Source organism: Pseudomonas sp. TH37, from assembly GCF_016650735.1.
Classification (GTDB): Bacteria; Pseudomonadota; Gammaproteobacteria; order Pseudomonadales; family Pseudomonadaceae; genus Aquipseudomonas; species Aquipseudomonas farris.
Genome location: NZ_JAEKFD010000002.1, coordinates 495,176 through 520,548 on the forward strand (window position 1 = coordinate 495,176; position 25,373 = coordinate 520,548).

The following is a 25,373-nucleotide window of genomic DNA, read 5'->3' on the forward strand; positions in this document are numbered from 1 at the left end:
CCATTACATGCCAGTAGCGGTGCGTTGTGAATGCGACGATAGACAGGTAAACCAGTACTAAAGTAGTAATTTTGCCCTGTTTTATGGGGCCTGCGTTGTACACCTATGCTGCGTTCAATGAAGATTCCTGTGGGAGCGGGCTTGCCCGCGATGAGGCCATCACATCCAGCACTGATGTTGGCTGACACACTGCCATCGCGGGCAAGCCCGCTCCCACAGGGATTAGTGTTGTTATCCGGTTTTGCGCAAGGCCGCATGCTGCGGGTTGAAGGTGAGTACCGCCAGCAGGGCGAACACCAGCGTCAGCCCTACGCACACCGCCAACGCCAATGGGTTGAAGCGTTCATACAGCGCAAACCGCACCAGCTCCACTGCATGAGTAAATGGATTCAAGGCGCACAGCCAATACAACCACTCGCTGGACTCGCGCATTTTCCACAGCGGATACAGCGCTGACGACAGGAAAAACAGCGGGAAGATTACGAAGTTCATCACCCCGGCGAAGTTCTCCAACTGGCGGATGGCGTTGGACAGCAACAGGCCCAGCGCGCTGAGCATCAACGCCACCAACAGCAATGCCGGCAACGCCAGCACCAGGCCCATGGCCGGCGGTTGTACGCCGTACAGCCAGGCAATTGCCAGAAAGGCAAACACCTGCAACAGCGAAATCAGCGACGTCGCCAGCAATTTGCTGCACAGCAGGAAGGTCCGGGGCAGGGGGCTGGTCAGCAGTACGCGCATGCTGCCCATCTCCCGGTCGTAGACCATCGACAGCGAACCTTGCATGCCGTTGAACAACAGGATCATGCAGGCAAGGCCCGGGATGATGTAAACCTCATAGGGGATGTAGGTGTCATAGGGCTCGATGATGGCGATGCCGAGTGCCGCGCGAAAACCGGCAGCGAACACCAGCAGCCACAACAACGGCCGCACCAATGCGCTGAGAAACCGCGTGCGCTGCAACACAAAGCGCAGCCATTCACGTAGCACGATACCGCTGAAACATTGCCAGTAAGCGTTCATTGGACGACTGCCCCTGAAGAGACCGAGGTGGTCAGGCGAGCGAAGGCCGAACCGAGATCGCCGCCATGTTCCAGGCTCAGGGCGTCTGCCTGTCCGCTGGCCACCAAGCGGCCTTGATGCAGGATTAGCAAGTCGTCGCTGGGCTGCACTTCATCCAGCAAATGAGTGGTCCAGAGCACGCTGATGGTGTGCTCGCGGCATAGGCTACGGATGTGTTGGTTGAGCGCCAGGCGACTGGCCGGATCAAGGCCGACACTGGCCTCATCAAGCAGCAACAGGCTTGGCTCGTGCAACAACGCACGGGCGATTTCCACCCGCCGACGATGGCCGCCATTGAGTTCGCGCACCCGTTCGCGACGACGTTCGGTCAGGCTCTGGCGCGCCAGTTCGGCGTCGACCCGAAGGCTCGTCTGGCGCCGAGACAAGCCATGCAGCGCGGCGTGGTAGCGCAGGTTTTGCTCGACACTGAGGTCCAGATCCAAGGTGCTTTGCTGAAACACCACACCCAATTGCTTCAACGCCGGACGTGCCGAGGTGCGCAACGAACAGCCGCCGACCCGAATATCACCGCGCTGCACATCATACAGGCGAGTGAGCAGGGCGATCAGCGTCGACTTGCCCGCGCCGTTCGGTCCCAGCAAAGCGGCAAAACGCCCGGGTGCCAGGTTGAAACTCACCTGACGCAAGGCCTCCCGCTGGCCGTAAGCGAAACTCAGGTCGCTGACTTCGAGGGCGTTCATGGCGATACCACCACGCCCCACGGATAGCGCCCGACCTTCACCGATTTGGTCACCTTGAGGCTGTCGACATCGATCACCGACACATCGCCGCTGACGCCATTGGTGGCCAGTAATTGCCGTTGATCCGGGGTGAACGACATCTGCCAGACTCGCCGGCCCACCAGCAGGTAATCAACAATCTCGAAGGTCTTGGCGTCGATCACCGCCACATGGTTGGCCGGGCCGAGCGCGACGAAACCGTACTTGCCGTCGGCGCTGAGTTTGATCCCCACCGGCTGGACTTTGTCTGGGTGTACGCCCTTGATCTGAAAGGTCAGGGTCTTGAGGACCTTGCGGCTGGCGACGTCGAGAACCGTCACCGTGCCGCCGATTTCCGCCGAGGCCCAGAGCTGCGAACCATCGGGATTGAATTCGACGAAACGCGGCCGCTGATCGACCAGGGTGTTGTCGGCCAGGGTTTGGGTGCTGGTGTCGATCCAGTGCAGCATGTTGGTGGTTTCACTGGTGTTCACCGCCCACTTGCCATCGGGGCTGACGGCCATGCCTTCAGGCTCGACACCGACGCTGATCTGCCCAAGTACTTTCGAAGTTTCGGTGTCGATCACCGTCACCAGCGCATCATCCTCGTTGGAGACGTACAGCCAGCGATTGTTGGGGTGCAGGGCGAATTGCTCGGGGTCTTTGCCCGAGGGCAGTTCCTTGATGATCTTGCGCGTGGCGACGTCCATCACCTGGACCCGGTCCGAATCACTGGCGCAGATGTACAGCAGCTTGTTGTCGTGGGACAGCAACAGGCCGCGCGGGCGCTGGCCGACGGGCAGGGTCTCGGTGACTTTCAGGGTCTGCATGTCGATCAGGCTCAGGCTGTTGTCCTTTTCGTTGGAGACCCAGGCGGTGCTGGCAGCGGCGTGCCCGGCGGCGAGCAGCAGGGCGCAGGAAAGCAGGGTGCGGCGCATGGCAGATTCCTTATTGTTGTTGTCGTGAAAAAGAGGATCAGAGAAAGCGGCAGCTGACCTCGGCTTTGTCGTAACCCAGGCTGTCCATTTCGTTGACGGGGTGCAGGAAACCGTCTTGCGGTGAGGTGCTGACCAGCGCCCGGGGTTGCACGATGGGGATCGGCTGGCGCAACTGACCGTTCCACGGCCGATAACTGAGCTTGCGACCCTTGAAGCCGTCCAGCGGTAATTGATCGCTGATTTCAAGCGTACGAATCGCCGTCGCATCGGCCTGATGCAGTTTGCCCACCGCACTGGCGATGCTGCGTACGGCCATCCACGCGGCGAAATCCCGGTCGTTCATCCAGCGCCCGGCCAGGGCTTCGAAACGTTTCTGCAACTGCGCGGCGCCGTAGGTTTCCACGGTCTTGTGCCAGCCCACCGGCGTCAGGCCCTGGGTGCCGGCGACCGGCCGTGGATACCAGGTCTGGTAGGGCACGTACTCGCCAAAGTCGCCGCGTTCATCGGCCACCAGCACCACGTCGTACTCGGTGGTCTGGGTGAACAGCGGCATGTCGGCCTGGGCGCTGCGGCGCTGATCGTTATCGAAGCTCCAGGCTCTCTCCGCCACCAGTTGCAGGCCGAAGCGTTTGGCCGCTCGACGCAGGGCGGCGGCATAGGCTTGATCGTCCGGGGTCGGGCCGACGATCAGCAGTGCTCGTTGCCATTTGCGCAGCACCAAAAATTGCGCCAACGCATCGGCCAGCATCGCGCGGCTTGGCAGGCTGTGCAGCACGTTCGGCAAGCAATCGGTGCTGCGCAGGCTGTCATCCGGGCTGCCGGCATTGAACAGCAGGCTGTCGGGTAGCACGGCGCTGAGTCGGCGCAGGGTCTGCGCCGGTGCATTCACCACAAACAGGCGCAGGCCTTGTTCGTGTTGGGTTTTGGCCGCTTCAATCAGCGCATCCGGACTGTCAACGCTGGCGCTGACCAGACTGTAACTGTGATTGAGAAAGCGCCCGGTACTGTTGCTGTCGGTGATCGCCAGTTCGGCGCCACGCAGGCCGGCATCGGTCGGTTCGGGAATAACATTCGACAGCAATGGCCCGGGGTCGGGGCGATAACCGAGGTAGCCGATTTGCACCTGCAGCGGCGCATCCGCCGCCTGAACCTGGGTCGCCACCCCGGCGGCGCAGGCAATCGCCAGCAAGTAGATCAGGGCGTAAGGGGCGAGCTGGCGCATAAAGGCACTCCATCACAGGTAGCGTCAGCATAGGAACCCTGGACGGGTGGGGAAATATGCAGAAAGTACCGATGGGCCAGTACCAAGGTAGTAACTCACCCCGGACGGCGCGGTTTTAGCATGGGCTACAACGGCCATCGCTCAAGGGGGAGATTGACCATGCGAATTCTCAAAGCACTGCTCCTGCCGTTTTTGCTGATCCTGACCCTGATCGGCGTCGACAAGTTTCACGGCGCCCGACCCGTATTGGTTGGGCCTGCGCCACAAGCCCTACTACCAAGGGAGTAGGTCGCGGCCACCAAAGCAGCATGGGGTTGGCGCAAAGCCGTTCCTAAGATGGGTGCCATAGCCTCTTCAAAGAGGTTTTGCGTGCAATCCTGAGGGCAGAACAATGACAACAAAACGCAACGCCTTGCTCGTTGCCGGACTGCTGGCCGGTTTCATCAACGCAGGTTCCGTCTGGGCCCACGGCAACGTGGTACCCCAGGCCGTCGAAACCCAGGGACTGACCCCGATCAAGGATGCCGGTGTGCAGGTCGATGCCGATGGCTGGGCGGCGGCGAACCCTTACCGTTCCTCCCCGGAACGCGATAAAGCCTTGGAAATCGGCTCTTCGGCCTACAACCAGAACTGCGCGGCCTGTCATGGCCTGGAAGCCAAGTCCGGCGGTATCGCCCCCGACTTGCGCATGCTCGACGTCGGCGAGGCCGGTGATGAATGGTTCGTCGAACGCGTGCGCCATGGCGCCGTGCGTGATGGCCGGGTGTACATGCCGAAAATGGCCGACTACCTGAGTCAGGAAGCCTTGTGGGCGGTGCGTACCTACCTGGACAGCGTGCACGTCGAGGAGTGACCCATGCGTTTGCTCGCGGTGTTGATCAGCGCTGTATGGCTGTGTTGCCAGACAGCGCAGGCGCAGGTCCGTACCTATGACGAAATGATCGCCGCCGCCGAGCTGAAAGTCGCGGTGTACAAGGACTTCGCGCCCTACAGCTTTGAAGACGCTGGCGAGGCTCGCGGGGTCGATGTCGAACTTGCCCAGGCCTTGGCCAAGGCCATGGGAGTACGTCTGAAACTGATCTGGGCACCCGCCGGGGAAAAGCTCGACGACGACCTGCGCGATTACATCTGGCGGGCCAGTCAGTTGCACAATCAGCAACTGGCCGACCTGATGATGCGCGTGCCCTACGATCGCGATTATTCACAGAAACGCAATGAACTGGGTGAGCTGGAAAACGGCCATGTGGTGATGTTCGGGCCGTACCAGACCGAACAATGGCAAGTGGCTTACGACCGTCGTCGTCTGGACTCGGTGGCGAGTGTCGCGGTGTTCCAGCAACACCCGATCGGCGTCGAAGTCGACAGCGTGCCGTCGTTTTACCTGACCTCGGTATTCAACGGCATGCTCGCCGCCAAGACCCACCATTATCCAGGCGTATCTCAGGCGTTTGCCGCGATGAAGGCTGGTGAAGTCGATGCGGTGATGGCCATGCGCGGCGAGATCGACTGGCAAGTCCATCAGGCCGCCGACCCGCAAGTGGCGCTGGCGGAAAACGCCTACCCGAACATGGGCAAGCAGCTCTGGGAGATCGGCATGGCGGTGCATGAAAGTAATCGTCAATTGGCGTATGCCGTGGAAGAGGCGCTGGAGACCTTGATCCGCGAGGGTTCAGTGAAAGCCATTTATGCCCGTTACGGCCTGCGGTATGACGTGCCCGAGATGTATCAATAGTGAACTGGCGAGCGAGTTGTCTGTTGGCCTGCTGGCTGCCCTTGGCCGCGCATGCGGTTGAAGTCGATCCGGTGCCGTCGGTGATGTGGGCGTTCTATCACAAGCAGATGCTCGGCGACGCACCGTTCGTGTTCGACGAGCGGGTCAAGTTGCTCGCGCCGCCATTTGCCGAAGACGCCCGGCAAGTGCCGCTGGAAATCGACGCCCGGGCGTTCAAGGGCGAGGTGGTGCGAATCCTCGCCTGGGCCGAACTCAATCCGCTGCCGAAAATCGTCGACTTCGAACCCTTGACCGGTGTGCTGCCGTGGCTGTCGATCCGCATCCGCGTTGAACAGGCCACGCCATTACGTGCGGCGGTATTGACCCGCGATGGGCTGTGGCATGTCGGCTCGACCCTGATCGATGCGGCAGGCGGCGGTTGCACGGCGCCAAGCGTGGTGCGCACCCAGCCGGGTTGGGAAGAACACATCGGCGAGGTGTTAGGTGGCCGTTATCCCCGTGGCGAATTCAGTCGCGTGCGTTTGCAGGTAGCGCATCCGATGGACAACGGCATGGTCAGCGGTATCCCGGAATTCTTCATCAATCACGCAGAGCTGCGCGATCAAAACGATCAACTGCTGGCGCGTCTGGAGTTGTTCCCGGCGGTCAGCGAAAACCCCAATTTGGCCTTCGATATCAAAGGAGCAGGGCAGACGCGCCTGGTGTTGCGCGACAACAGCGGCAATCAATTCGATGCGGCCATTCCCTGACCCAAGGAGCGAGTGATGCGCTGGATGCTGCTGTTGTTCATCAGTCTGAGCCTGCCGGCCCTGGCCGATCCCGATTACGCACTCAAGCCCCGGCAGATCGCCGAAGGCACCTGGCTGCTGGAAGGCAGCACCGACAACTTCGCCAAGAGCAACGGCGGCAACATCGTCAACACCGCGTTCATCGTCACCGGGCAGGGCGTGGTGGTAATCGACACCGGGCCGTCGAAACGCTATGGCGAAGCCCTGCGCAAAGCGATTGCGGCGATCACTGATAAACCGGTGATTCAGGTGCTGCTGACTCATCACCATCCTGATCATGTGCTGGGCAACCAGGCTTTCACCGACGTGCCGATCGGTGCACTGACCGGCACCACCGAGCTGTTGCGGCAACAGGGTGATGCCATGGCTGAAAACATGTATCGACTGGTGGGCGACTGGATGCGCGGCACTGAGGTGGTGTTGCCGACGCAGACGCTGATGCCAGGCGTGAAAAGTTTTGGGAATCACGATTTGCGCCTACTGAGTCTGGGTGGGCACACCGGCGCGGATCTGGCTATTCTCGACCAGAAAACCGGCGTGTTGTTTGCCGGGGACCTGGTGTTTTATCAACGCGCCCTGACCACGCCCAACAGCCCGGGGCTATCGGTGTGGCTGGCGGACATCGCGACCCTGCAGGGTTTGCCGTGGACGCTGATCGTCCCCGGCCATGGACCGGTGGCCACGGATACAAAACCGTTCGAGCAGATGCGCGATTACCTGACCTGGCTGGACCAGCTGATGCGCGATGGCGCCGCCAATGGCAGCGACATGGCCGAGATGATCCGCAGCCCCATCCCTGAGCGTTTCGTCGGGATCAACCTGAGCCGCTATGAGCTGATCCGCAGCGTCAGCCATTTGTACCCGCGTTACGAACGGGGGCAGATGAGGCGGGTGGATTCGGGCATGCGCAAGTGACGCTTTTTGTGGGAGCGAGCCTGCTCGCGATGGCGGTGTGTCAGGCGTCATCAATGTTGAATGTTCTGACCCCATCGCGGGCAAGCCCGCTCCCACAGGGACCGATGTCGATCACAAAATCCGCGACCAACCCGGTACTAAGGAACTAGCAATCTCCGCATTGCGGGCAATTGTTGCAAGGGCTTCGGCGCCCAAGAATCTGCACCAGACCGGGAAAATTTCCCGGGTATAACAAAAACCGCAGAGGTAGCCGTCATGACCCAACCCGCACGTCGCCAACCCTTCGCCTTGAGCGTGCTGCTCAGTGCCATGCTGTTGTCTTGCCAGGCATTGGCCGCAGTCTCCGATCAAGACATTCTCCAGGACCCGAAGAACCCGGAGCAGGTCGTCACCAACGGCCTGGGCGTCCAGGGTCAGCGCTACAGCCCGCTGGACACCCTCAATGTCGACAACGTGAAGGATCTGCGCCCGGTCTGGGCCTTTTCGTTCGGCGGTGAAAAACAGCGTGGCCAGCAGGCGCAGCCGATGATCAAGGACGGCGTGATGTACATGACCGGCTCTTACTCGCGGGTGTTCGCGGTGGATGCGCGCACCGGCAGGAAGCTCTGGCAATACGACGCGCGCCTGCCCGATGACATCCGTCCGTGCTGCGACGTGATCAACCGTGGTGTCGCGTTGTACGGCGATCTGGTGATTTTCGGCACCCTCGACGCCAAGCTCGTGGCCCTGAACAAGGACACCGGCAAAGTCGTCTGGAGCAAGAAAGTTGCCGACCACAAGGAAGGCTATTCCATCAGCGCCGCGCCGTTGGTGATCAACGGCAAACTGATTACCGGTGTGGCCGGTGGCGAGTTCGGGGTGGTGGGCAAGATCGAAGCCTACGACCCGAAAAACGGCAACCTGCTGTGGAGCCGACCAACCGTTGAAGGCCACATGGGTTATGTCTACAAGGACGGCAAAGCGGTAGAAAACGGCATCTCCGGCGGCGAAGCGGGCAAGACCTGGCCGGGCGATCTATGGAAAACCGGCGGCGCGGCCCCTTGGCTGGGCGGCTACTACGACCCGGAAACCAATTTGCTGCTGTTCGGCACCGGCAACCCGGCGCCGTGGAACTCGCATCTGCGTCCTGGCGACAACCTTTACTCGTCCTCGCGCCTGGCGCTGAACCCGGATGACGGCACGATCAAATGGCACTTCCAGAGCACACCCCACGACGGTTGGGACTATGACGGCGTGAACGAGCTGGTGTCGTTCAACTACAACGAAGGCGGCAAGGAAATCAAAGCAGCGGCCACGGCGGACCGTAACGGTTTCTTCTACGTGCTGGATCGCACCAACGGCAAATTCATTCGCGGCTTCCCGTTCGTGGACAAAATCACCTGGGCCAGCGGCCTGGATAAAAACGGTCGGCCGATCTACAACGACGCCAGTCGTCCGGGGGCGCCGGGCTCCGAGGCCAAAGGCAGTTCGGTGTTCGTCGCGCCAGCGTTCCTCGGGGCGAAAAACTGGATGCCGATGGCCTACAACCGCGACACCGGCCTGTTCTATGTGCCGTCCAACGAGTGGGGCATGGACATCTGGAACGAAGGCATTGCCTACAAGAAAGGCGCGGCGTTCCTCGGCGCCGGTTTCACCATCAAACCGTTGAACGAAGACTACATCGGCGTGCTGCGCGCCATCGACCCGAAAACCGGCAAGGAAGTCTGGCGGCACAAGAACTTCGCGCCGCTGTGGGGCGGGGTGCTGACCACCAAGGGCAACCTGGTGTTCACCGGTACGCCGGAAGGTTTCCTGCAGGCATTCAATGCCAAGACTGGCGAGAAAGTCTGGGAATTCCAGACCGGTTCCGGCGTGCTCGGCTCGCCCATCACCTGGGAAATGGACGGCGAACAATACGTCTCGGTGCTCTCCGGCTGGGGGGGCGCGGTACCGCTGTGGGGCGGCGAAGTGGCCAAGCGCGTCAAGGACTTCAACCAGGGCGGCATGCTCTGGACGTTCAAGCTGCCGAAGGATCTCGTTGCCAAGCACTGATCAACCTGACTCCACCGCATAACCCCTGTGGGAGCGGGCTTTTGTGGCGAGGGGGCTTGCCCCCGTTGGGTCGCGAAGCGGCCCCAGCATTTCTCCTGTCCCACTGCGTTGGTCGGATTTACGACTGCTGCGCAGCCGAACGGGGGCAAGGCCCCTCGCCACAAGGATCACCTGTTCCGTATGGGCAAACCTACTACCAAATAACGAGAATCCCCCTGCCAATGGCGCATTCGTCTGGCAGGCGGGGCTCTCTACTATCGGTTCATCGCCTGTTGGCTCGACAGGCATCGACCCAGACAGAGGCCCACCATGATCTACGCACAACCCGGAACACCCGGCGCCGTCGTTTCCTTCAAACCGCGCTACGGCAATTTCATCGGCGGCGAATTCGTTGCCCCGGTCAACGGCGAGTACTTCACCAACACCTCTCCGGTCACCGGTGAAGTGATCGCCGAGTTCCCGCGCTCCAGCGCCGCCGACATCGAAAAAGCCCTTGATGCCGCCCATGCCGCCGCCGATGCCTGGGGCAAAACCTCGGCGCAGGATCGCTCGCTGGTGCTGCTGAAAATCGCCGACCGCATCGAGCAGAACCTGGAAATCCTCGCCGTCACCGAAACCTGGGACAACGGCAAGGCCGTGCGCGAAACCCTCAACGCCGACGTGCCTTTGGCTGCCGACCACTTCCGTTATTTCGCCGGTTGCATCCGCGCTCAGGAAGGCGGCGCCGCCGAGATCAACGAACTGACCACCGCCTATCATTTCCACGAACCATTGGGCGTGGTCGGGCAGATCATCCCGTGGAACTTCCCGCTGCTGATGGCCGCCTGGAAACTCGCTCCGGCCCTGGCTGCCGGCAACTGCGTCGTGCTCAAACCCGCCGAACAAACGCCGCTGTCGATCATGGTGTTCGCCGAGCTGATCGCCGACTTGCTGCCGGCCGGCGTGCTGAACATCGTCCAGGGTTTCGGTCGCGAAGCCGGTGAGGCGCTAGCCACCAGCAAGCGTATCGCCAAGATCGCCTTCACCGGTTCCACCCCGGTGGGCGCGCACATCATGCATTGCGCCGCCGAGAACATCATTCCGAGCACCGTTGAACTGGGCGGCAAATCGCCGAACATTTTCTTCGAAGACATCATGAACGCCGAGCCGCAGTTCATCGAGAAAGCTGCTGAAGGCCTGGTGCTGGCGTTCTTCAACCAGGGCGAAGTCTGCACCTGTCCGTCCCGGGCGCTGGTGCAGGAGTCGATCTACGAACCGTTCATGGCCGAGGTGATGAAGAAGATCGTCAAGATCAAGCGCGGCAACCCGCTGGACACCGAAACGATGGTCGGCGCCCAGGCGTCCGAGCAGCAATACGACAAGATCCTCTCGTACCTGAAAATCGCTCAGGAGGAGGGCGCCGAACTGCTCACCGGCGGCGCGGCCGAGCGCCTTGAAGGCGATTTGTCGACTGGCTATTACATCCAGCCGACCCTGCTCAAGGGTCACAACAAAATGCGTGTGTTCCAGGAAGAAATCTTCGGCCCGGTGGTGGGTATCACCACCTTCAAGGACGAAGCCGAAGCCCTGGCGATTGCCAACGACAGCGAGTTCGGCCTCGGCGCCGGCCTGTGGACCCGCGACATCAACCGCGCCTACCGCATGGGCCGGGCGATCAAGGCCGGGCGCGTCTGGACCAACTGCTACCACCTGTACCCGGCCCACGCCGCGTTCGGTGGCTACAAGAAATCCGGTGTCGGCCGTGAGAACCACAAGATGATGCTCGACCATTACCAACAGACCAAAAACCTGCTGGTGAGCTACGACATCAATCCGTTGGGGTTCTTCTAACCCGCAAGAACATCATTGAAACTTGTGGGAGCGGGCTTGTGTGGCGAGGGGGCTTGCCCCCGTTGGACTGCGTAGCAGTCCCGGAACTTCTGGTTTTGGGGCCGCTCCGCGACCCAACGGGGGCAAGCCCCCTCGCCACATAAGCCCGCTCCCACAGGGTTTTGTGTGGTGCTAATGATCTGCGCAACACCCCCTACCAACGCACCCCACAACCTCCTTCGAAAGTAGCATTCGGTCATCTCATCCCCCGTGCATTAATGGCTTTACCGGAATCGTCCGGCACAAGAAGAGGATTGACCCATGTGGAATAAACCCGCGTTTACCGATCTGCGTATTGGCTTCGAAGTGACGATGTATTTCGCCAACCGTTGATTGATTGCCCGGTCAGCCGTCGCGTTGGCCGGGCCTGCCTTCTGGAGGCATTCCATGCACATCCGCGTTCTCGGTTCCGCCGCTGGCGGCGGTTTTCCGCAATGGAACTGCAACTGCCGTCAATGCGCCGCTATGCGCAACGGCAATCTGCGCGCACAACGCCGCACGCAGTCGTCCATTGCCCTGAGCGACGACGGTGTGGAGTGGGTGCTCTGCAATGCTTCACCGGATATTCGCGCGCAACTCGAAAGCTTCCCGGCGATGCAGCCAGCCCGACGCTTGCGTGACACGGCGATTGCCGGCGTCGTTCTGCTGGACAGTCAGATCGACCATTGCACCGGGCTGTTGAGCCTGCGCGAAGGCTGCCCGCATTCGGTCTGGTGCACTGAGCGGGTTCACGAAGACCTGAGCAGCGGCTTTCCCTTGTTCACCATGCTCAAACACTGGAACGGTGGCTTGCAGTGGCAACCCATCGAACTGGATCGTGAGCCGTTCAGTATCGCGGCCTGCCCACACCTGCAGTTTCGCGCGATTCCGTTGGTCAGCAATGCACCGCCGTACTCGCCCAATCGTGGCAATCCGCAGCCGGGCGACACCATTGGCCTATTCATCGAAGACCTGCGCAGCGGTGCATCGGTTTTCTATGCACCGGGACTGGGGCAAGTCGACGCCGAGGTATTGAGCTGGATGCGGCGCGCCGACTGCCTGCTGCTGGACGGCACGCTGTGGCGCGACGATGAAATGCGCGTGTGCGAAGTCGGTCAGAGCCTGGGCAGCGAAATGGGCCACCTGCCGCAAAGCGGCCCCGGCGGCATGCTCGACGTGCTGGAGGGCTTCAAGCGCCAGCGCAAGGTGCTGATCCACATCAACAACACCAACCCGATCCTCGATGAAGACTCGGCCGAGCGCGCATTGCTGGAGCGGCGTGGGATTGAAGTGGCTTATGACGGCATGAGTATTGAGCTGTAGCGGATGGCCCCTTCGCGGGCAAGCCCGCTCCCACAGGGCTCACCTAAATTCTGTGGGAGCGGGTTTGCCCGCGATGAGGCCAGACCAGACACCGCAGAACCCAACGGTTATTCCCCGGAGAACCGCAATGACTGACACTCCCATGACCCCCGCCGAATTCGAAGCAGCCCTGCGCGCCAAGGGTGCCTATTACCACATCCACCACCCGTTCCACCAAGCCATGTACGCCGGGCGCGCCACCCGCGAGCAGATTCAGGGCTGGGTCGCCAATCGCTTCTATTACCAGGTGAACATCCCGCTCAAGGATGCCGCTATCCTTGCCAATTGCCCGGATCGCGACGTGCGCCGGGAATGGCTGCAACGGATCCTCGACCATGACGGCGTCCCCGGCAGTGAAGGCGGCATCGAAGCGTGGCTACGATTGGGCGAAGCAGTGGGGCTGGATCGCGAACAAATCCTCTCGCAAGAGCTGGTGCTGCCGGGCGTACGTTTCGCCGTGGACGCCTACGTCAATTTTGCCCGTCGCGCTCGCTGGCAAGAAGCGGCCAGCAGTTCCCTGACCGAACTGTTCGCGCCACAAATCCACCAGTCCCGGCTCGACGCCTGGCCCACCCATTACCCATGGATCGATCCGGCCGGTTACGACTATTTCCGTACGCGGCTGAGCCAGGCGCGGCGCGATGTCGAGCATGGTTTGCGCATCACCCTGGCGCACTACGTCACGGTCGAAGGCCAGCAACGCATGCTGGAGATTCTGCAGTTCAAACTCGATGTATTGTGGAGCATGCTCGACGCGATGAGCATGGCCTACGAGCTGGATCGTCCGCCGTATCACACCGTCACCACGGAGCAGGTCTGGCACCGGGGGATAACCTTGTGAGCCTGATCGAACAGCAACCCGGCCCACCGCTGTGGTTGCTGGCGGAGCTGACCTATCGCTGCCCGCTGCAATGCCCGTATTGTTCCAACCCGCTGGACTTCGCCCAACAGGGCGAGGAGTTGAGCACAGAAGAGTGGATTCGGGTGTTCCGCGAGGCGCGGGAGATGGGCGCTGCGCAACTGGGTTTTTCCGGGGGCGAGCCGTTGGTGCGCCAGGACCTGGCCGAGCTGATCAAGGCCGCGCGGGACATGGGTTACTACACTAACCTGATCACCTCGGGCATCGGCCTGACCGAACAGAAGGTCCGCGACTTCAAGATCGCCGGGCTGGACCATATCCAGATCAGTTTTCAGGCCGCCGATGAAGAGGTGAACAATCTGCTCGCCGGCTCGCGCAAGGCCTTCGCCCAGAAACTGGCCATGGCCCGGGCGGTGAAAGCCCAGGGCTACCCGATGGTGCTGAACTTCGTCACCCATCGGCACAACATCGACCAGATCGCGCAGATCATCGAACTGTGCCTGGAGCTGGAAGCGGATTTCGTCGAGTTGGCGACGTGCCAGTTCTACGGTTGGGCTGAACTCAACCGCGTCGGCCTGCTGCCGACCCGCGAACAGTTGCAGCGCGCCGAGCGCATCACCAATGAATACCGCCAGCGGCTTGAGGCCGAGGGCCATCCGTGCAAGCTGATCTTCGTGACCCCGGATTACTACGAAGAACGCCCAAAAACCTGCATGAATGGCTGGGCCAACCTGTTTCTCGACATCACCCCGGACGGCACGGCATTGCCTTGTCATAGCGCCCGCCAGTTGCCGGTGCAGTTTCCCAACGTGCGCGAGCACAGCATCGCGCACATTTGGAACGACTCGTTCGGCTTCAACCGTTTTCGCGGCGATGACTGGATGAAAGAGCCGTGCCGTTCCTGCGATGAAAAGCACAATGACCTCGGCGGCTGCCGTTGCCAGGCGTTCATGCTTACCGGCGATGCGAGTAACGCCGACCCGGTGTGCAGCAAATCGCCGCACCACGACGTTATTCTCAAGGCCCGGGATGAAGCCGACGCGCCGGGGCAGGGCATGGAGCACCTGACCTTGCGCAATGAAAAGGCTTCGCGGCTGATTTATCGCGGATGAGTTGTGAACACAGAACCCTGTGGGAGCGGGCTTATGTGGCGAGGGGGCTTGCCCCCGTTGGACTGCGTAGCAGTCCCGGAGCTTCTGATTTTGGGGCCGCTCCGCGACCCAACGGGGGCAAGCCCCCTCGCCACATAAGCCCGCTCCCACAGGGATTTTCAGTGAATCTGAAATCGGAGTGCACCCCTGGGCTGGCTCGCTATCCATTGGTCTGATTGCATTCGCAGCCGGATGCTTTAGTGTGGACTTTACCTTCCAAAACAATAAAAACAGGCTTTCCAATGAGCCAGAATCTCAGCCAGCTGCGTAAATTCGTTTCGCCTGAAATCATCTTCGGTGCCGGCTGTCGGCATAACGTCGGCAACTACGCCAAGACCTTCGGTGCCCGCAAGGTGCTGGTGGTCAGCGACCCCGGTGTGATTGCCGCCGGTTGGGTCGCCGATGTCGAGGCCAGCCTGCAAGCCCAGGGCATCGATTACTTTCTATATAGCGACGTTTCGCCCAACCCGCGGATCGAAGAGGTCATGCTCGGCGCCGAGCTGTACCGGGAGAATCACTGCGATGTGATCGTGGCGATCGGCGGCGGCAGCCCGATGGACTGCGGCAAAGGCATCGGCATCGTCGTCGCCCACGGACGCAACATCCTCGAATTCGAGGGCGTGGACATGTTGCGCATGCCCAGCCCGCCGCTGATCCTGATCCCGACCACCGCCGGCACTTCGGCCGACGTGTCGCAGTTCGTGATCATCTCCAATCAGCAAGAACGCATGAAATTCTCCATCGTCAGCAAGGCTGCGGTGCCCGACGTGTCGCTGATCGATCCGGAAACCACGCTGAGCATGGACCCGTTCCTGTCGGCCTGTACCGGCATCGACGCGTTGGTCCATGCCATCGAAGCCTTCGTCTCCACCGGTCACGGGCCGCTCACCGACCCTCATGCGCTGGAGGCGATGCGGCTGATCAACGGCAATCTGGTGCAAATGATCGCCAACCCGAGCGACATCGCCCTGCGGGAAAAAATCATGCTCGGCAGCATGCAGGCCGGGCTGGCGTTCTCCAACGCGATTCTTGGCGCGGTGCACGCCATGTCCCACAGCCTCGGCGGCTTCCTCGATCTACCCCATGGCCTGTGCAATGCGGTGCTGGTGGAACACGTGGTGGCGTTCAACTACAGCTCGTCGCCGGAGCGCTTCAAGGTGATCGCCGAGACGTTCGGTATTGATTGCCGTGGCCTCAATCACCGGCAGATTTGCGGGCGGCTGGTCGAACACTTGATCGCCCTCAAACACGCCATCGGCTTCCACGAAACCCTGGGCCTGCACGGGGTGAGTACGGCGGACATTCCGTTCCTGTCGCAACACGCCATGCACGACCCGTGCATCCTTACCAACCCGCGCGAATCCAGTCAGCGCGACGTCGAGGTCGTCTATGGCGAAGCCCTCTGACGAGCAACAACGGGCGCTGGCCGGGTTACTCGGCTTAGGCAACCACTCGGCGCGCAAGAGTCATTACCCGGAACTGGCTGCGCGCCTGGATGAACTGGAAACCGAACGCAACCGCTACAAATGGCTGTTCGAAAACGCGGTACACGGGATCTTCCAGGCCAGCCTGCTGGAAGGCATGCGCGCCGCCAATCCGGCATTGGCGCGGATGCTTGGCTATCAGGACCCGCAGGAGGTGCTGTTTTCTCTGACGGACCTGGCGGATACGCTGTTCGTCGGCGGGGCGCAAGAGCTGGAAAGCATCGGCGAAATCCTCCAGCGCGAGCGCAGCCTGCTGGGCTATGAAACTCAGCTGCGGCGCAAGGACGGCAGCGTCCTCGACGTACTGATGAACTTGCTGCTCAAACCGGATCAGGAAGGTTTGGTGGAGGGCTTTGTCGCCGATATCACCGAACGAAAACTCGCTCAGCAACGCCTGCAACAACTCAATGACCAACTGGAGCAGCGGGTCACCGCGCGCACCAACGAGTTACTGGACGCCAACCGCAATCTGCAACAGCAGATCACCCAGCGCAAACAGATCGCAGAAGCCTTGCGCGATGCCCGTGATGCTGCCGAAGCCGCCAATCGCAGCAAGGACAAATACCTCGCCGCCGCCAGCCACGACCTGTTGCAGCCGCTCAACGCCGCGCGTTTGCTGATCTCGACCTTGCGCGAGCGCAAACTGCCCGACGTCGAGCAGGTGCTGGTGGAGCGCACGCATCAGGCGCTGGAAGGGGCCGAAGACTTGCTCACCGATCTGCTGGATATTTCCCGGCTCGATCAGGCCGCTGTGAAGCCGGACATTGCCCTGTACCGCCTCGACGAATTGTTCGCGCCACTGGTCTCGGAGTTTCAGTCGGTGGCCGCGGCAGCCGGGTTGAACCTGCGGGTGCACATGGGCGATTACGCCATTCATACCGACTTGCGCCTGATGACCCGAATCCTGCGCAACTTCCTCAGCAATGCCTGCCGCTACACCGACGAGGGCTGCATTCTGCTGGGGGCAAGGCGCCGGGGCGATGCGCTGCGTATCGAAGTCTGGGACACCGGGCGCGGGATTCCTGCGGATCGTCTTGACTCGATCTTCCTCGAGTTCAACCAACTGGACGTCGGGCGCGCCGCCGATCGCAAGGGCGTGGGCCTGGGACTGGCGATTGTCGAACGCATCGCCAAGATCCTCGACTACAGGATTCAGGTTCATTCGCTGCCGGGGCGCGGTTCGATGTTCAGCATCGAAGTACCGATTTCCCATGAGATTCCACTGCCGATCAGTCTGGCCGCACCGCAACCGAGCACCGGCAACCCGTTGCCGGGCCGGCGTCTGTTGGTGCTGGACAACGAAGTCAGCATTCTTGAAAGCATGAGCGCGCTACTCGGGCAGTGGGGCTGCGAAGTGGTCACCGCCACCGACGAGGCCACCGCGCTGGTGGCTTTGCAGGGGCAGGCGCCGGAGCTGATTCTGGCGGACTATCACTTGGACCACGGGGTGGTGGGTTGTGAGGTGGTCCGGCATTTGCGCGAGCATTTCAGCCAGGCGATTCCGGCGGTGATCATCACCGCCGACCGCACCGACCAGTGCCGGCGCTCATTGCAGCGCCTCGACGCGCCGCTGCTGAACAAACCAGTGAAGCCCGGCAAGTTGCGCGCGGTGCTGACTCAGCTGTTGGCGTAGCGATAGCGCAGGCTGAAACCGAGTTCGGCAGATTGGCCTTGTTCCAGCAAACGCAACCCTGGCCGACCCGGCAAGTGATGGGCGTTGACCGGATGGCTTACCGGTTCGATGCAGAAAAATTCCAGGCCTACGGGGCAGTAGAGCAGGTAGTAGTCGCTGCCGGTGGCCTGGCACTCCAGTTCATAACCCAGCTCGGGTTGCTGGATCAGGCAGTGGCCGTCCCATTCGCAAAAGCCGTTGTCCACCAGTGTTTCGGGTAATGCCCGGGGCTGGCTGAAGTCCCAATCCTTGGGTATCGAAGTGAGTTGTGTTGGCAGTTTTGTGCTGTCGCACAACCAGACCTGTCGCGCCTGCGTCTGCAACCGAGTGCCTGCAGCGCGCGGGAAGTAGGGATGCAAACCGAGCCCATGCCAGGCGGCGTGTTCGGCCAGATGGGTGACCTGCAAATTAATGTTCAGCTTGCCCTCGCTCAGATGAAAACGTTGCCTTGCGCGATAAGCGAAGGGCGTGGTGCTGTCGAGTTGCAGGACGATTTCATCGCGGGTATGCGAGACGATCTGCCACGGCTGTTGCCAGGCACTGCCATGAATCGGCAGGGGATCGGTGAGGCTGTTGGGCGTCAGCGTGAGCCAGCCGTCGGGGCAGTCGAAACCACCCTCCGAGATTCGGTTCGACCATGGCGCCAGGGGATAGCAGGCGAGTTTGCCGGGCAGGCCGGTGTTCAAGGCGTGTTGGTCACTGTGGCGCAACAGCGGTTGGCCGGTGCTGCGTACCGTCCAGTTGACGATGCTCGCACCGAGTTCGGGGGCGAGGGTGAGGCGGGTGAGTTCGTCTTCGAGTTCGAGGGTGTTGAGGGTCATGATTTTCGCCCTGCGTTGAATGGTTGAAAAGATCGCAGCCTGCGGCAGCTCCTACATTGGAATCGCGCACACCCGTGAAATATCGGACGAACACAAATCCTGTAGGAGCTGCCGAAGGCTGCGATCTTTTGAGGTCACAACACCAAATGCGGCAACCACAGCGAAATGGCGGGAATGTAGGTCACGGCCATCAGCACCAGGAACAGCACGCCGTAGAACGGCAGCAGCGCTTTCACCGTGCTTTCGATACTGACCTTGCCCACCGCCGAGCCGACAAACAGTACCGCGCCCACCGGCGGTGTGATCAATCCGATCCCCAGGTTCACCAGCATGATCATGCCGAACTGCACCGGGTCCACGCCAATGCCCAGAATCACCGGCATCAGGATCGGCGTGAGAATCAGGATCAGCGGCGCCATGTCCATCACCGTGCCGAGTAATAGCAGCATCACGTTGATGCACATCAGGATCACGTAACGGTTGTCCGACAGGGTCAGGAACATCGTGGTGATCTTCGCCGGGATCTGCATCAGCGTCATGATGTAGCCGAAGCTGGCGGCGAAGCCGATCAGGATCATCACGATCGAGATAGTGCGCACCGTGCGGTGCATCAACTTGGGCAGCTCACTCCACTTGTAGTCGCGGTAAATGAACATGGTGACGAAGAACGACCACAACACCGCGATCGCCGCCGATTCGGTGGCGGTGAAGATGCCCGAGAGAATGCCGCCGAGAATGATGACCATCGCCATCATGCCCCACATCGCTTCACCGCAGATTTTCAGTGCCTCGTTGAGCGGAATGACTTCGCCCTTGGGGTAGTTGCGCTTTCTGGCGAAGATCAGGCACAGCACCATCAGGCACGCGCTCATCAGCAGGCCCGGCACTACGCCGGCCATGAACAGCGAAGCAATCGAAACGGTCCCGCCAGCGGCCAGCGAGTAGAGCACTGAGTTATGGCTGGGTGGCGTCAGCAGGGCTTGCACCGAACCGCTGACCGTCACTGCGGTGGAGAAATCCCGCGGGTAGCCGCGACGCTCCATTTCCGGAATCAGCACCGAACCGACCGACGCCGTGTCCGCCACCGAAGAGCCGGAAATCGCGCCGAAGAAGGTCGAGGCCATGATGTTCACCAGCGACAACCCGCCGCGCACGAACCCCACCAACACTCCGGCAAAAGCCACCAGTCTGCGGGACATGCCGCCCTCGGCCATGATCGCCCCTGCGAGTACGAAGAACGGGATCGCCAGCAACGAGAATTTGTTAACGCCACCGGCGACCTGAATCATCAGCGCCTGGAACGGGATGTCGATCCACCACGCACCGATCAGGGCAGAAAGCCCCAAGGCGTAGGCGACCGGCATGCCGATCAGGATCAAAGCGATAAAACTGCCGAGCAGAATCAGAGCGTCCATTTATGCGGCACCTTCGCTTTCTTCAACCAGGTCGAAACGCACGACCCGACGGTTGCTCTGGTCACCGAGCAAGAGTTTTTCCAGCACGAAAATCAGCGTCAGCACACCGCCCACGGGAATCGGCATGTAGGTGATGCCCACGCGCAGAGTGGGCAGAGAGCTCATGAACTGGTTCCAGGTGGACATACAGAGCTTGGTGCCCCAGATGGCCATGAACAGGCAAATGGTCGCCATCAGCAGCTGCGAAACGATGCTCATGGTCTTGCGCAGTTCGGGGGGCATGCGGTCGGTGAGCATGGCCACGGCCATGTGCGCACCGGCGCGATAACTGGCGGCGGCGCCGATGAAGGTGAAGACCATCATCAGCAAAATCGCGGTGGGCTCGGGCCAGCTTGAACCGGTGCCGAGGACGTAACGGGCGAAGACGCCCCAGGGAATGATCAGGGCAATGGTCAGGACCGACAGGCCGGCGACCCAGATGCAGGTCATGTAAATCCTGTCGTTGATGCGCAGCAGCAGATTCTTCATCGGGTTTCACCGTAACCGGGCGCCGCTGACGATCCACTCGTCAACGGTGCCGGGCCTTTCATGAATGCAGGGAGGGTTACTGAACGGCTTCGATGCGCTTGATCAGATCGGCGTAAGGCGCGCCGTATTTTTCCCGGACCGAAGCCGTGGCTTCATAGAAAGGTTTTTTGTCGACGGTGATGAACTCGACGCCGGCAGCCTTGAGTTTTTCTTCACTGCTGGCCGACTTCGCATCCCACAGCGTGCGCTCCTGGGCCTGTGCGGCTTTGGCGGCTTTTTTCACCAGCACTTGCTGGTCGGGGCTGAGTTTTTCCCAAGTGATTTTCGACATCACGATCGGCTCGGGCAGGATCAGGTGCCCGGTCAGGCTGTAGAACTTGGCGTTTTGGTAGTGGTTGTGTTCGAGCAGGGTTGGCGGGTTGTTTTCCGCGCCGTCGATCACCCCGGTCTGCAACGCACTGAAGATCTCGCCGGTGTCCATGGCAATGCCGTTGCCGCCCATGGCGTTGATGGTGTCGATGAACATCGGATTGCCCTGCACGCGGATCTTCATGCCTTTGAGGTCGGCGAGGCTGCGTACCGGTTTTTTGGTGTAGATATTGCGCGTGCCGCCGTCCATCCAGGCCAGGGCGACCAGGTTGAATTCGGAGTTGGTGATCTTGTCGAGGATCTCATCGCCGACCTCACCGTCGATGACTTTGCGCATGTGCGCCTGGTCGCGGAACACGAACGGCATGTTGAACACGTTCACGTCCGGCACTACCGGCCCGACGATGCCGAGGCTGACCCGAGCCATCTGAATAGCGCCGACCTGAGCCTGTTCGATGACCTCTTTTTCCGAACCGAGCACACCGCCGGCAAACATCTTGAAAGTCAGCTTGCCGTTGCTGTCGGTCACCAGGGTTTTACCCAGTTGTTCCTCGGCGACCACGGTCGGGTAACCGGCGGGGTGGATGTCGGCGAATTTGATTTCCAGTGCCTGGGCGGCGCTGCTGAGGGTGAAGGTGAGTGCTGCAGTGATGGGAAGTGCGGCGGCGAGCAAGGTGCGTTTGAAGTCCATGGGTTGTGTCTCCAGTCTTGTTGTTTTTTTTATTCAAGGCACAGCGATGCAGCAGAGGGGGTTAAAGCAATTCGTTGAACACGGGTTCCGGCAAGCCTTTGACGCCGGGGTTGAGGGCGAACACGCCGCCGGCTAGCGACTGTTCGTCATGGTCGTCAGCGGGGCGGATCGAGGTCACAAACAGGGTGTCGAGCTGGCTGCCACCGAAGGCGCACATGGTCGGTTTCTTCACCGGCACGGGGAGGGAACGATCCAGTCGGCCATCGGGGGTGAAACGGTGAATCAACCCGGCGTCGTTGGCGCAGATCCAATAACAACCTTCGGCATCCACTGCTGCGCCATCGGGGCGGCCAAGGAAGTGATGCATGTCGACGAACAGCCGACGGTTGGACGGCGTGCCGCTGTCGATGTCGTAATCGAAAGCCCAAATCTGCTGCACATTCGGGTGTGAATCCGAGAGGTATATGGTCTTGCCGTCCGGGCTGAAGCCCAGGCCGTTGGGCACGATGAAACCGCTGAGTCGGGCTTCGAGCGGCCCGGGTTGTCCGGCACTGTAGCGATAGAGCGTGCCGTCGGCGGCGTTGGCGCCCATGTTCAACACCATGCTGCCGGCCCAGAAACGGCCCTGGCGATCACAGCGGCCATCGTTCAGGCGCATGTCGGGGCGGGCGTGATCGACGTGGGCCAGCAGTTCGCTGTCGAGGCTGCCATCGTTGTGCGGGTGCAGGTGAAAGAATCCGCTTTCCATGCCGGCGACCCAGCCACCCGCACTGTGACGAGCGATGCAGGCGAGCATTTGCGGGGCTTTCCAGGCGTGAACGTGTCCGCTGTCGGCATTCCAGCGCTGTAATCCACCGGTCGGAATATCGACCCAGTACAGGGCGTTTTCCTCGGGGACCCACACCGGGCTTTCACCGACCGCATTGCGGGCATCGACAATCAATTCGGCTTGCATGGCAACGCATTCCCTTGGCTTTGTTATGTGGGGATTGGCGAGGGCTCAGTCGCCGAACGGCCCGGCCGCGACAAAGGCACCACCCTGATAAACCCGGGCCGGATCATCCTCGGCGGGCATTGGTTGGGCTTCGATTTTTTCGCGGAAGACTTCGGACGTGTCCTGTGGCGTATAACCCAGGTGCGCCGCGAATCGGTTGTCCCACCAGATGCTCTTGTTGTCGGACATGCCGTACACCACGGTGTGGCCGACATTCGGGGTGTACAACGCGCGTTCGAGCAGTTGGGTCATGTCGTCGAAGCTCAGCCAGGTGCTCATCATTCGGCGGTTCTGTGGTTCCGGGAACGAGGAGCCGATGCGGATGCTGACGGTTTCGATGCCATAGCGATCGAAGTAGAAACTGGCCATGTCTTCGCCGTAGGACTTGGACAAGCCGTAATAGCTGTCCGGGCGGCGAGGGGAGTGGGCGTCGAGGGTTTCGTCCTGCTTGTAAAAGCCGATGACGTGGTTGGAACTGGCGAAAATCACCCGTTTCACGCCATGGCGACGGGCCGCTTCGTAGATATGGAACACGCCGCAGATATTGGCGCCGAGAATCTCTTCGAACGGACGCTCCACCGACACGCCGCCGAAGTGCAGGATCGCATCCACGCCTTCGACCAGTTGATGCACCGCTTGCTTGTCGGCGAGGTCGCACGGCACGACTTCTTCGCGATCATCAATGGCTGGCGCCATGTCGGCGATGTCCGACAGACGGAGTACGTTGGCGTAAGGTCGCAGGCGTTCGCGCAGGACTTTACCGAGGCCACCGGCGGCGCCGGTCAGGAGCAGGCGATTGAATGGGGATGTGGTCGTCATGTAAATCCCTGAACAGAAAATTGTAGTTGTTGGGTTTGTTGTAGGTTGTCGTATGACTTGGTCGAAGTATTGTTAGGCTTTCCGGTGCTTGTCAACGCGACTTTGGTTGAAATTGACGGAGGGTCATGTTCATCCGATGAGTGCACTGAACCTGTGGCCAGAGAGCAAGCCCCAATGCCAGTCAGTTCAGTAATTTCAACCGCGACACTCTTTTGTAGCAGCTGGCGAAGCCTGCGTTCGGCTGCGCAGCAGCCGTAAAATCAGGCACTGCGGTCCGTCAGACACACCGTGCATTCAGGGTTTGCGACTGCTTCGCAGCCGAACGCAGCCTCGCGAGCTCGACAGCTGCTACAGCCGAACGCAGCCTCGCGAGCTCGACAGCTGATACATCTGAACGCAGGCTTCGCGCCTTACAACAACGAAATCGGGTAGCTGATAAAGATGCGGTTCTCATCAAATTCGTTGGTGCTGAAATCGCGGCGGATGGTCGCGTTGCGCCATTTGACGTTGAGGCTCTTCAGCGCGCCGCTTTGCACGGTGTAGGCCAGTTCCGATTCGCGCCCCCATTCCTTGCCGTCGGTGATCGCTCCGGTGTGCACGTTATCGCCGCTGATGTAGCGGTTCATCAACGTCAGGCCAGGAATGCCGAGGGCGACGAAGTTGTAGTCGTGGCGCACCTGCCAGGAGCGTTCCTTGGCGTTGTCATAGCTGGCGTTGTAGCTGTCGTTGGCCAGCGTGCCGCCGCTGGTGCCGTTGACGCGCATCCAGGCGTTGTCGCCGCTGAGTTTCTGCAGGCCGACATAGAAGGTGTTGCCGCCGTATTTGGCCGAGAGCAGGGCGAACGCGGTTTTGTTGTCGAGGTCGCCGGCCAGCGCGCTGCCATCTTCCTTGCCGATGAAGTAACCGAGGTTGGCCCCCAGGGTCCAATCGCCCATGGGCTGGCTGTGGCTCAGGTTGAAATACTGCTGCTGATAAATGTCGCTGAGTTCCGCGTACCAGACACCGACCTGAGTGCGTTTTTCATTGAACGCATACTCGCCGCCGCCGAAGTTGAAGCGGTCGGAGGTGAACGCGCCTCTGCCGTTCATCGACATGTCTTCCATGCTCGCGTCATTGCGCGGACTGTTGCCGCGGAACTGCCCGCCGTAGAGCGTCAGGCCGCTGAGCTCGGTAGAGGTGACCTGGCCGCCGCGAAAGGTTTGCGGCAGAGAACGACCATCATCGGAGCGCAGGATCGGCAGCACCGGCATCCATTCGCCGACCTTCAATTCGGTTTTCGAGACCTTGGCTTTCAGCGCCACACCCAGACGACCGAAATTGTCCGCGGGGCGACCGTCATCATGGATCGGCAGCAATTGTGTGCCGCCCGTGCCCTTACCGCCGTCGAGCTTCTGCGAGTACATACCAAGCACATCCACGCCGAAACCGATGGGGCCTTGGGTGAAGCCGGATTTAGCGTCGAGGATGAAGTTTTGCGTCCACTCTTCAGCCTTGCCCTGGGCATTGTTCGGGTTGGTGAAGTTGCGATTGATGTAGGCGTTACGCAGGTTCAGCGTGGCCTTGGCGTCATCGACGAAACCTTCGGCCTGGCTGGTCATGGGCAGGACGAAGGCCAGGCTGCTGCAACCGATCAGGCTGAGAGTATGGCGACGGGCGAAGGTGGGGCGAGGGGTGCTGGTGAAGGAATTGCGGGCGAGTCTGCTCACAGTAACGCTCCCTGACTTTTGTTGTTTTTATTTTTTGTCATACGTCGTCGTACAACATTGGCGGCGATTATTTGCGAGGCTTTGCAGGAATGTCAATCACAAGTTGTACGATCACATCGTCCACCTTGTGGGAGCGAGCCTGCTCGCGATAGCGGTCTGACATTCAACATTGAAATCAGCTGACAATCCGTCATCGCGAGCAGGCTCGCTCCCACAGGGGTTTTGTGTTTCGGCTGAGATTTTCCGG

General features: G+C 60.8%; 23 protein-coding genes. 12 read left to right on the forward strand and 11 right to left on the reverse strand.

What is annotated here, in order from left to right:
• Nucleotides 1-231 precede the first annotated feature (231 nt).
• Genes JFU11_RS07400 through JFU11_RS07415 form a run of 4 tightly spaced genes read right to left on the reverse strand, consistent with a single transcriptional unit; the run spans nucleotide 232 to nucleotide 3,941 of the window.
• Nucleotides 232-1,023: an ABC transporter permease gene (locus JFU11_RS07400; protein ID WP_201060240.1), complete on the reverse strand. Its 792-nt coding sequence runs from the start codon at nucleotides 1,021-1,023 to the stop codon at nucleotides 232-234.
• Nucleotides 1,020-1,763 (reverse strand): ABC transporter ATP-binding protein, encoded by a 744-nt coding sequence (locus JFU11_RS07405; protein WP_201060241.1) that lies wholly within the window; start codon nucleotides 1,761-1,763, stop codon nucleotides 1,020-1,022. The genes JFU11_RS07400 and JFU11_RS07405 overlap by 4 nt, the downstream gene beginning before the upstream one ends.
• Complete coding sequence (locus JFU11_RS07410) at nucleotides 1,760-2,719, reverse strand: YVTN family beta-propeller repeat protein (RefSeq protein WP_201060242.1); 960 nt, start codon at nucleotides 2,717-2,719, stop codon at nucleotides 1,760-1,762. The genes JFU11_RS07405 and JFU11_RS07410 overlap by 4 nt, the downstream gene beginning before the upstream one ends.
• Nucleotides 2,720-2,756: 37 nt before the next feature.
• Nucleotides 2,757-3,941, reverse strand: a complete 1,185-nt coding sequence (locus JFU11_RS07415) for an ABC transporter substrate-binding protein (protein ID WP_201060243.1) — start codon at nucleotides 3,939-3,941, stop codon at nucleotides 2,757-2,759.
• A 391-nt stretch (nucleotides 3,942-4,332) separates the two neighbouring features.
• On the opposite strand from JFU11_RS07415, the gene pedF reads away from it, so the two are divergent.
• From pedF to JFU11_RS07475, 12 genes are all read left to right on the forward strand, one after another.
• Nucleotides 4,333-4,794, forward strand: coding sequence for a cytochrome c-550 PedF (gene pedF, locus JFU11_RS07420; protein ID WP_123719192.1), 462 nt, complete (start codon nucleotides 4,333-4,335; stop codon nucleotides 4,792-4,794).
• 3 nt (nucleotides 4,795-4,797) lie between these two features.
• A complete protein-coding gene (locus JFU11_RS07425) occupies nucleotides 4,798-5,673 on the forward strand; it encodes a transporter substrate-binding domain-containing protein (protein ID WP_201060244.1) in 876 nt (291 codons plus the stop codon).
• Entirely contained in the window at nucleotides 5,673-6,422 is a 750-nt protein-coding gene (locus JFU11_RS07430) for a quinoprotein dehydrogenase-associated SoxYZ-like carrier (protein ID WP_201121249.1), read from the forward strand. The genes JFU11_RS07425 and JFU11_RS07430 overlap by 1 nt, the downstream gene beginning before the upstream one ends.
• A 15-nt stretch (nucleotides 6,423-6,437) precedes the next feature.
• Nucleotides 6,438-7,376, forward strand: coding sequence for a quinoprotein relay system zinc metallohydrolase 1 (locus tag JFU11_RS07435; protein WP_201060246.1), 939 nt, complete (start codon nucleotides 6,438-6,440; stop codon nucleotides 7,374-7,376).
• A 255-nt stretch (nucleotides 7,377-7,631) separates the two neighbouring features.
• Nucleotides 7,632-9,407: a PQQ-dependent methanol/ethanol family dehydrogenase gene (locus JFU11_RS07440; protein WP_201060247.1), complete on the forward strand. Its 1,776-nt coding sequence runs from the start codon at nucleotides 7,632-7,634 to the stop codon at nucleotides 9,405-9,407.
• Between the two features lie 309 nt (nucleotides 9,408-9,716).
• Complete coding sequence (locus tag JFU11_RS07445; RefSeq protein ID WP_201060248.1) at nucleotides 9,717-11,237, forward strand: aldehyde dehydrogenase family protein; 1,521 nt, start codon at nucleotides 9,717-9,719, stop codon at nucleotides 11,235-11,237.
• Between the two features lie 300 nt (nucleotides 11,238-11,537).
• Nucleotides 11,538-11,609: a pyrroloquinoline quinone precursor peptide PqqA gene (pqqA, locus tag JFU11_RS07450; protein WP_010455123.1), complete on the forward strand. Its 72-nt coding sequence runs from the start codon at nucleotides 11,538-11,540 to the stop codon at nucleotides 11,607-11,609.
• 54 nt (nucleotides 11,610-11,663) lie between these two features.
• Nucleotides 11,664-12,578 (forward strand): pyrroloquinoline quinone biosynthesis protein PqqB, encoded by a 915-nt coding sequence (gene pqqB / locus JFU11_RS07455; RefSeq protein WP_201060249.1) that lies wholly within the window; start codon nucleotides 11,664-11,666, stop codon nucleotides 12,576-12,578.
• A gap of 127 nt (nucleotides 12,579-12,705) precedes the next feature.
• Nucleotides 12,706-13,458, forward strand: coding sequence for a pyrroloquinoline-quinone synthase PqqC (gene pqqC, locus JFU11_RS07460; RefSeq protein WP_123719199.1), 753 nt, complete (start codon nucleotides 12,706-12,708; stop codon nucleotides 13,456-13,458).
• Complete coding sequence (pqqE, locus tag JFU11_RS07465; protein WP_201060250.1) at nucleotides 13,455-14,588, forward strand: pyrroloquinoline quinone biosynthesis protein PqqE; 1,134 nt, start codon at nucleotides 13,455-13,457, stop codon at nucleotides 14,586-14,588. Before pqqC ends, pqqE begins: the two co-directional genes overlap by 4 nt.
• Before the next feature lie 281 nt (nucleotides 14,589-14,869).
• A complete protein-coding gene (gene ercA, locus JFU11_RS07470; RefSeq protein WP_201060251.1) occupies nucleotides 14,870-16,033 on the forward strand; it encodes an alcohol dehydrogenase-like regulatory protein ErcA in 1,164 nt (387 codons plus the stop codon).
• Complete coding sequence (locus tag JFU11_RS07475; RefSeq protein WP_123719201.1) at nucleotides 16,017-17,744, forward strand: NahK/ErcS family hybrid sensor histidine kinase/response regulator; 1,728 nt, start codon at nucleotides 16,017-16,019, stop codon at nucleotides 17,742-17,744. Before ercA ends, JFU11_RS07475 begins: the two co-directional genes overlap by 17 nt.
• Here JFU11_RS07475 and JFU11_RS07480 read toward each other — a convergent pair.
• From JFU11_RS07480 to JFU11_RS07510, 7 genes are all read right to left on the reverse strand, one after another.
• Nucleotides 17,729-18,604: an aldose 1-epimerase gene (locus JFU11_RS07480; RefSeq protein WP_123719202.1), complete on the reverse strand. Its 876-nt coding sequence runs from the start codon at nucleotides 18,602-18,604 to the stop codon at nucleotides 17,729-17,731. The genes JFU11_RS07475 and JFU11_RS07480 overlap by 16 nt on opposite strands.
• Nucleotides 18,605-18,738: 134 nt before the next feature.
• Nucleotides 18,739-20,019, reverse strand: a complete 1,281-nt coding sequence (locus JFU11_RS07485) for a TRAP transporter large permease (RefSeq protein WP_201060252.1) — start codon at nucleotides 20,017-20,019, stop codon at nucleotides 18,739-18,741.
• On the reverse strand, nucleotides 20,020-20,547 hold the full coding sequence (locus JFU11_RS07490; protein ID WP_123719203.1) for a TRAP transporter small permease: 528 nt from the start codon (nucleotides 20,545-20,547) through the stop codon (nucleotides 20,020-20,022).
• A 76-nt stretch (nucleotides 20,548-20,623) separates the two neighbouring features.
• Nucleotides 20,624-21,607, reverse strand: coding sequence for a TRAP transporter substrate-binding protein (locus tag JFU11_RS07495; protein ID WP_201060253.1), 984 nt, complete (start codon nucleotides 21,605-21,607; stop codon nucleotides 20,624-20,626).
• Nucleotides 21,608-21,668: 61 nt separating this feature from the next.
• Nucleotides 21,669-22,562, reverse strand: a complete 894-nt coding sequence (locus JFU11_RS07500) for an SMP-30/gluconolactonase/LRE family protein (protein WP_123719205.1) — start codon at nucleotides 22,560-22,562, stop codon at nucleotides 21,669-21,671.
• A 45-nt stretch (nucleotides 22,563-22,607) separates the two neighbouring features.
• Nucleotides 22,608-23,420: an NAD(P)-dependent oxidoreductase gene (locus JFU11_RS07505; protein ID WP_201060254.1), complete on the reverse strand. Its 813-nt coding sequence runs from the start codon at nucleotides 23,418-23,420 to the stop codon at nucleotides 22,608-22,610.
• 410 nt (nucleotides 23,421-23,830) lie between these two features.
• Nucleotides 23,831-25,126 carry an OprD family porin gene (locus JFU11_RS07510; RefSeq protein ID WP_201060255.1) on the reverse strand — a complete coding sequence of 432 codons (1,296 nt, stop codon included), beginning with the start codon at nucleotides 25,124-25,126 and terminating at the stop codon, nucleotides 23,831-23,833.
• Nucleotides 25,127-25,373 lie beyond the last annotated feature (247 nt).

Excerpts from the sequence above, each read along its gene's own strand:
- JFU11_RS07400 (WP_201060240.1), bottom strand. The coding sequence starts at position 1,023 with ATGAACGCTTACTGGCAATGTTTCAGCGGTATCGTGCTACGTGAATGG.
- JFU11_RS07405 (WP_201060241.1), bottom strand. The coding sequence starts at position 1,763 with ATGAACGCCCTCGAAGTCAGCGACCTGAGTTTCGCTTACGGCCAGCGG.
- JFU11_RS07410 (WP_201060242.1), bottom strand. The coding sequence starts at position 2,719 with ATGCGCCGCACCCTGCTTTCCTGCGCCCTGCTGCTCGCCGCCGGGCAC.
- JFU11_RS07415 (WP_201060243.1), bottom strand. The coding sequence starts at position 3,941 with ATGCGCCAGCTCGCCCCTTACGCCCTGATCTACTTGCTGGCGATTGCC.
- pedF (WP_123719192.1), top strand. The coding sequence starts at position 4,333 with ATGACAACAAAACGCAACGCCTTGCTCGTTGCCGGACTGCTGGCCGGT.
- JFU11_RS07425 (WP_201060244.1), top strand. The coding sequence starts at position 4,798 with ATGCGTTTGCTCGCGGTGTTGATCAGCGCTGTATGGCTGTGTTGCCAG.
- JFU11_RS07435 (WP_201060246.1), top strand. The coding sequence starts at position 6,438 with ATGCGCTGGATGCTGCTGTTGTTCATCAGTCTGAGCCTGCCGGCCCTG.
- JFU11_RS07440 (WP_201060247.1), top strand. The coding sequence starts at position 7,632 with ATGACCCAACCCGCACGTCGCCAACCCTTCGCCTTGAGCGTGCTGCTC.
- JFU11_RS07445 (WP_201060248.1), top strand. The coding sequence starts at position 9,717 with ATGATCTACGCACAACCCGGAACACCCGGCGCCGTCGTTTCCTTCAAA.
- pqqB (WP_201060249.1), top strand. The coding sequence starts at position 11,664 with ATGCACATCCGCGTTCTCGGTTCCGCCGCTGGCGGCGGTTTTCCGCAA.
- pqqC (WP_123719199.1), top strand. The coding sequence starts at position 12,706 with ATGACTGACACTCCCATGACCCCCGCCGAATTCGAAGCAGCCCTGCGC.
- ercA (WP_201060251.1), top strand. The coding sequence starts at position 14,870 with ATGAGCCAGAATCTCAGCCAGCTGCGTAAATTCGTTTCGCCTGAAATC.
- JFU11_RS07475 (WP_123719201.1), top strand. The coding sequence starts at position 16,017 with ATGGCGAAGCCCTCTGACGAGCAACAACGGGCGCTGGCCGGGTTACTC.
- JFU11_RS07480 (WP_123719202.1), bottom strand. The coding sequence starts at position 18,604 with ATGACCCTCAACACCCTCGAACTCGAAGACGAACTCACCCGCCTCACC.
- JFU11_RS07485 (WP_201060252.1), bottom strand. The coding sequence starts at position 20,019 with ATGGACGCTCTGATTCTGCTCGGCAGTTTTATCGCTTTGATCCTGATC.
- JFU11_RS07490 (WP_123719203.1), bottom strand. The coding sequence starts at position 20,547 with ATGAAGAATCTGCTGCTGCGCATCAACGACAGGATTTACATGACCTGC.
- JFU11_RS07495 (WP_201060253.1), bottom strand. The coding sequence starts at position 21,607 with ATGGACTTCAAACGCACCTTGCTCGCCGCCGCACTTCCCATCACTGCA.
- JFU11_RS07500 (WP_123719205.1), bottom strand. The coding sequence starts at position 22,562 with ATGCAAGCCGAATTGATTGTCGATGCCCGCAATGCGGTCGGTGAAAGC.
- JFU11_RS07505 (WP_201060254.1), bottom strand. The coding sequence starts at position 23,420 with ATGACGACCACATCCCCATTCAATCGCCTGCTCCTGACCGGCGCCGCC.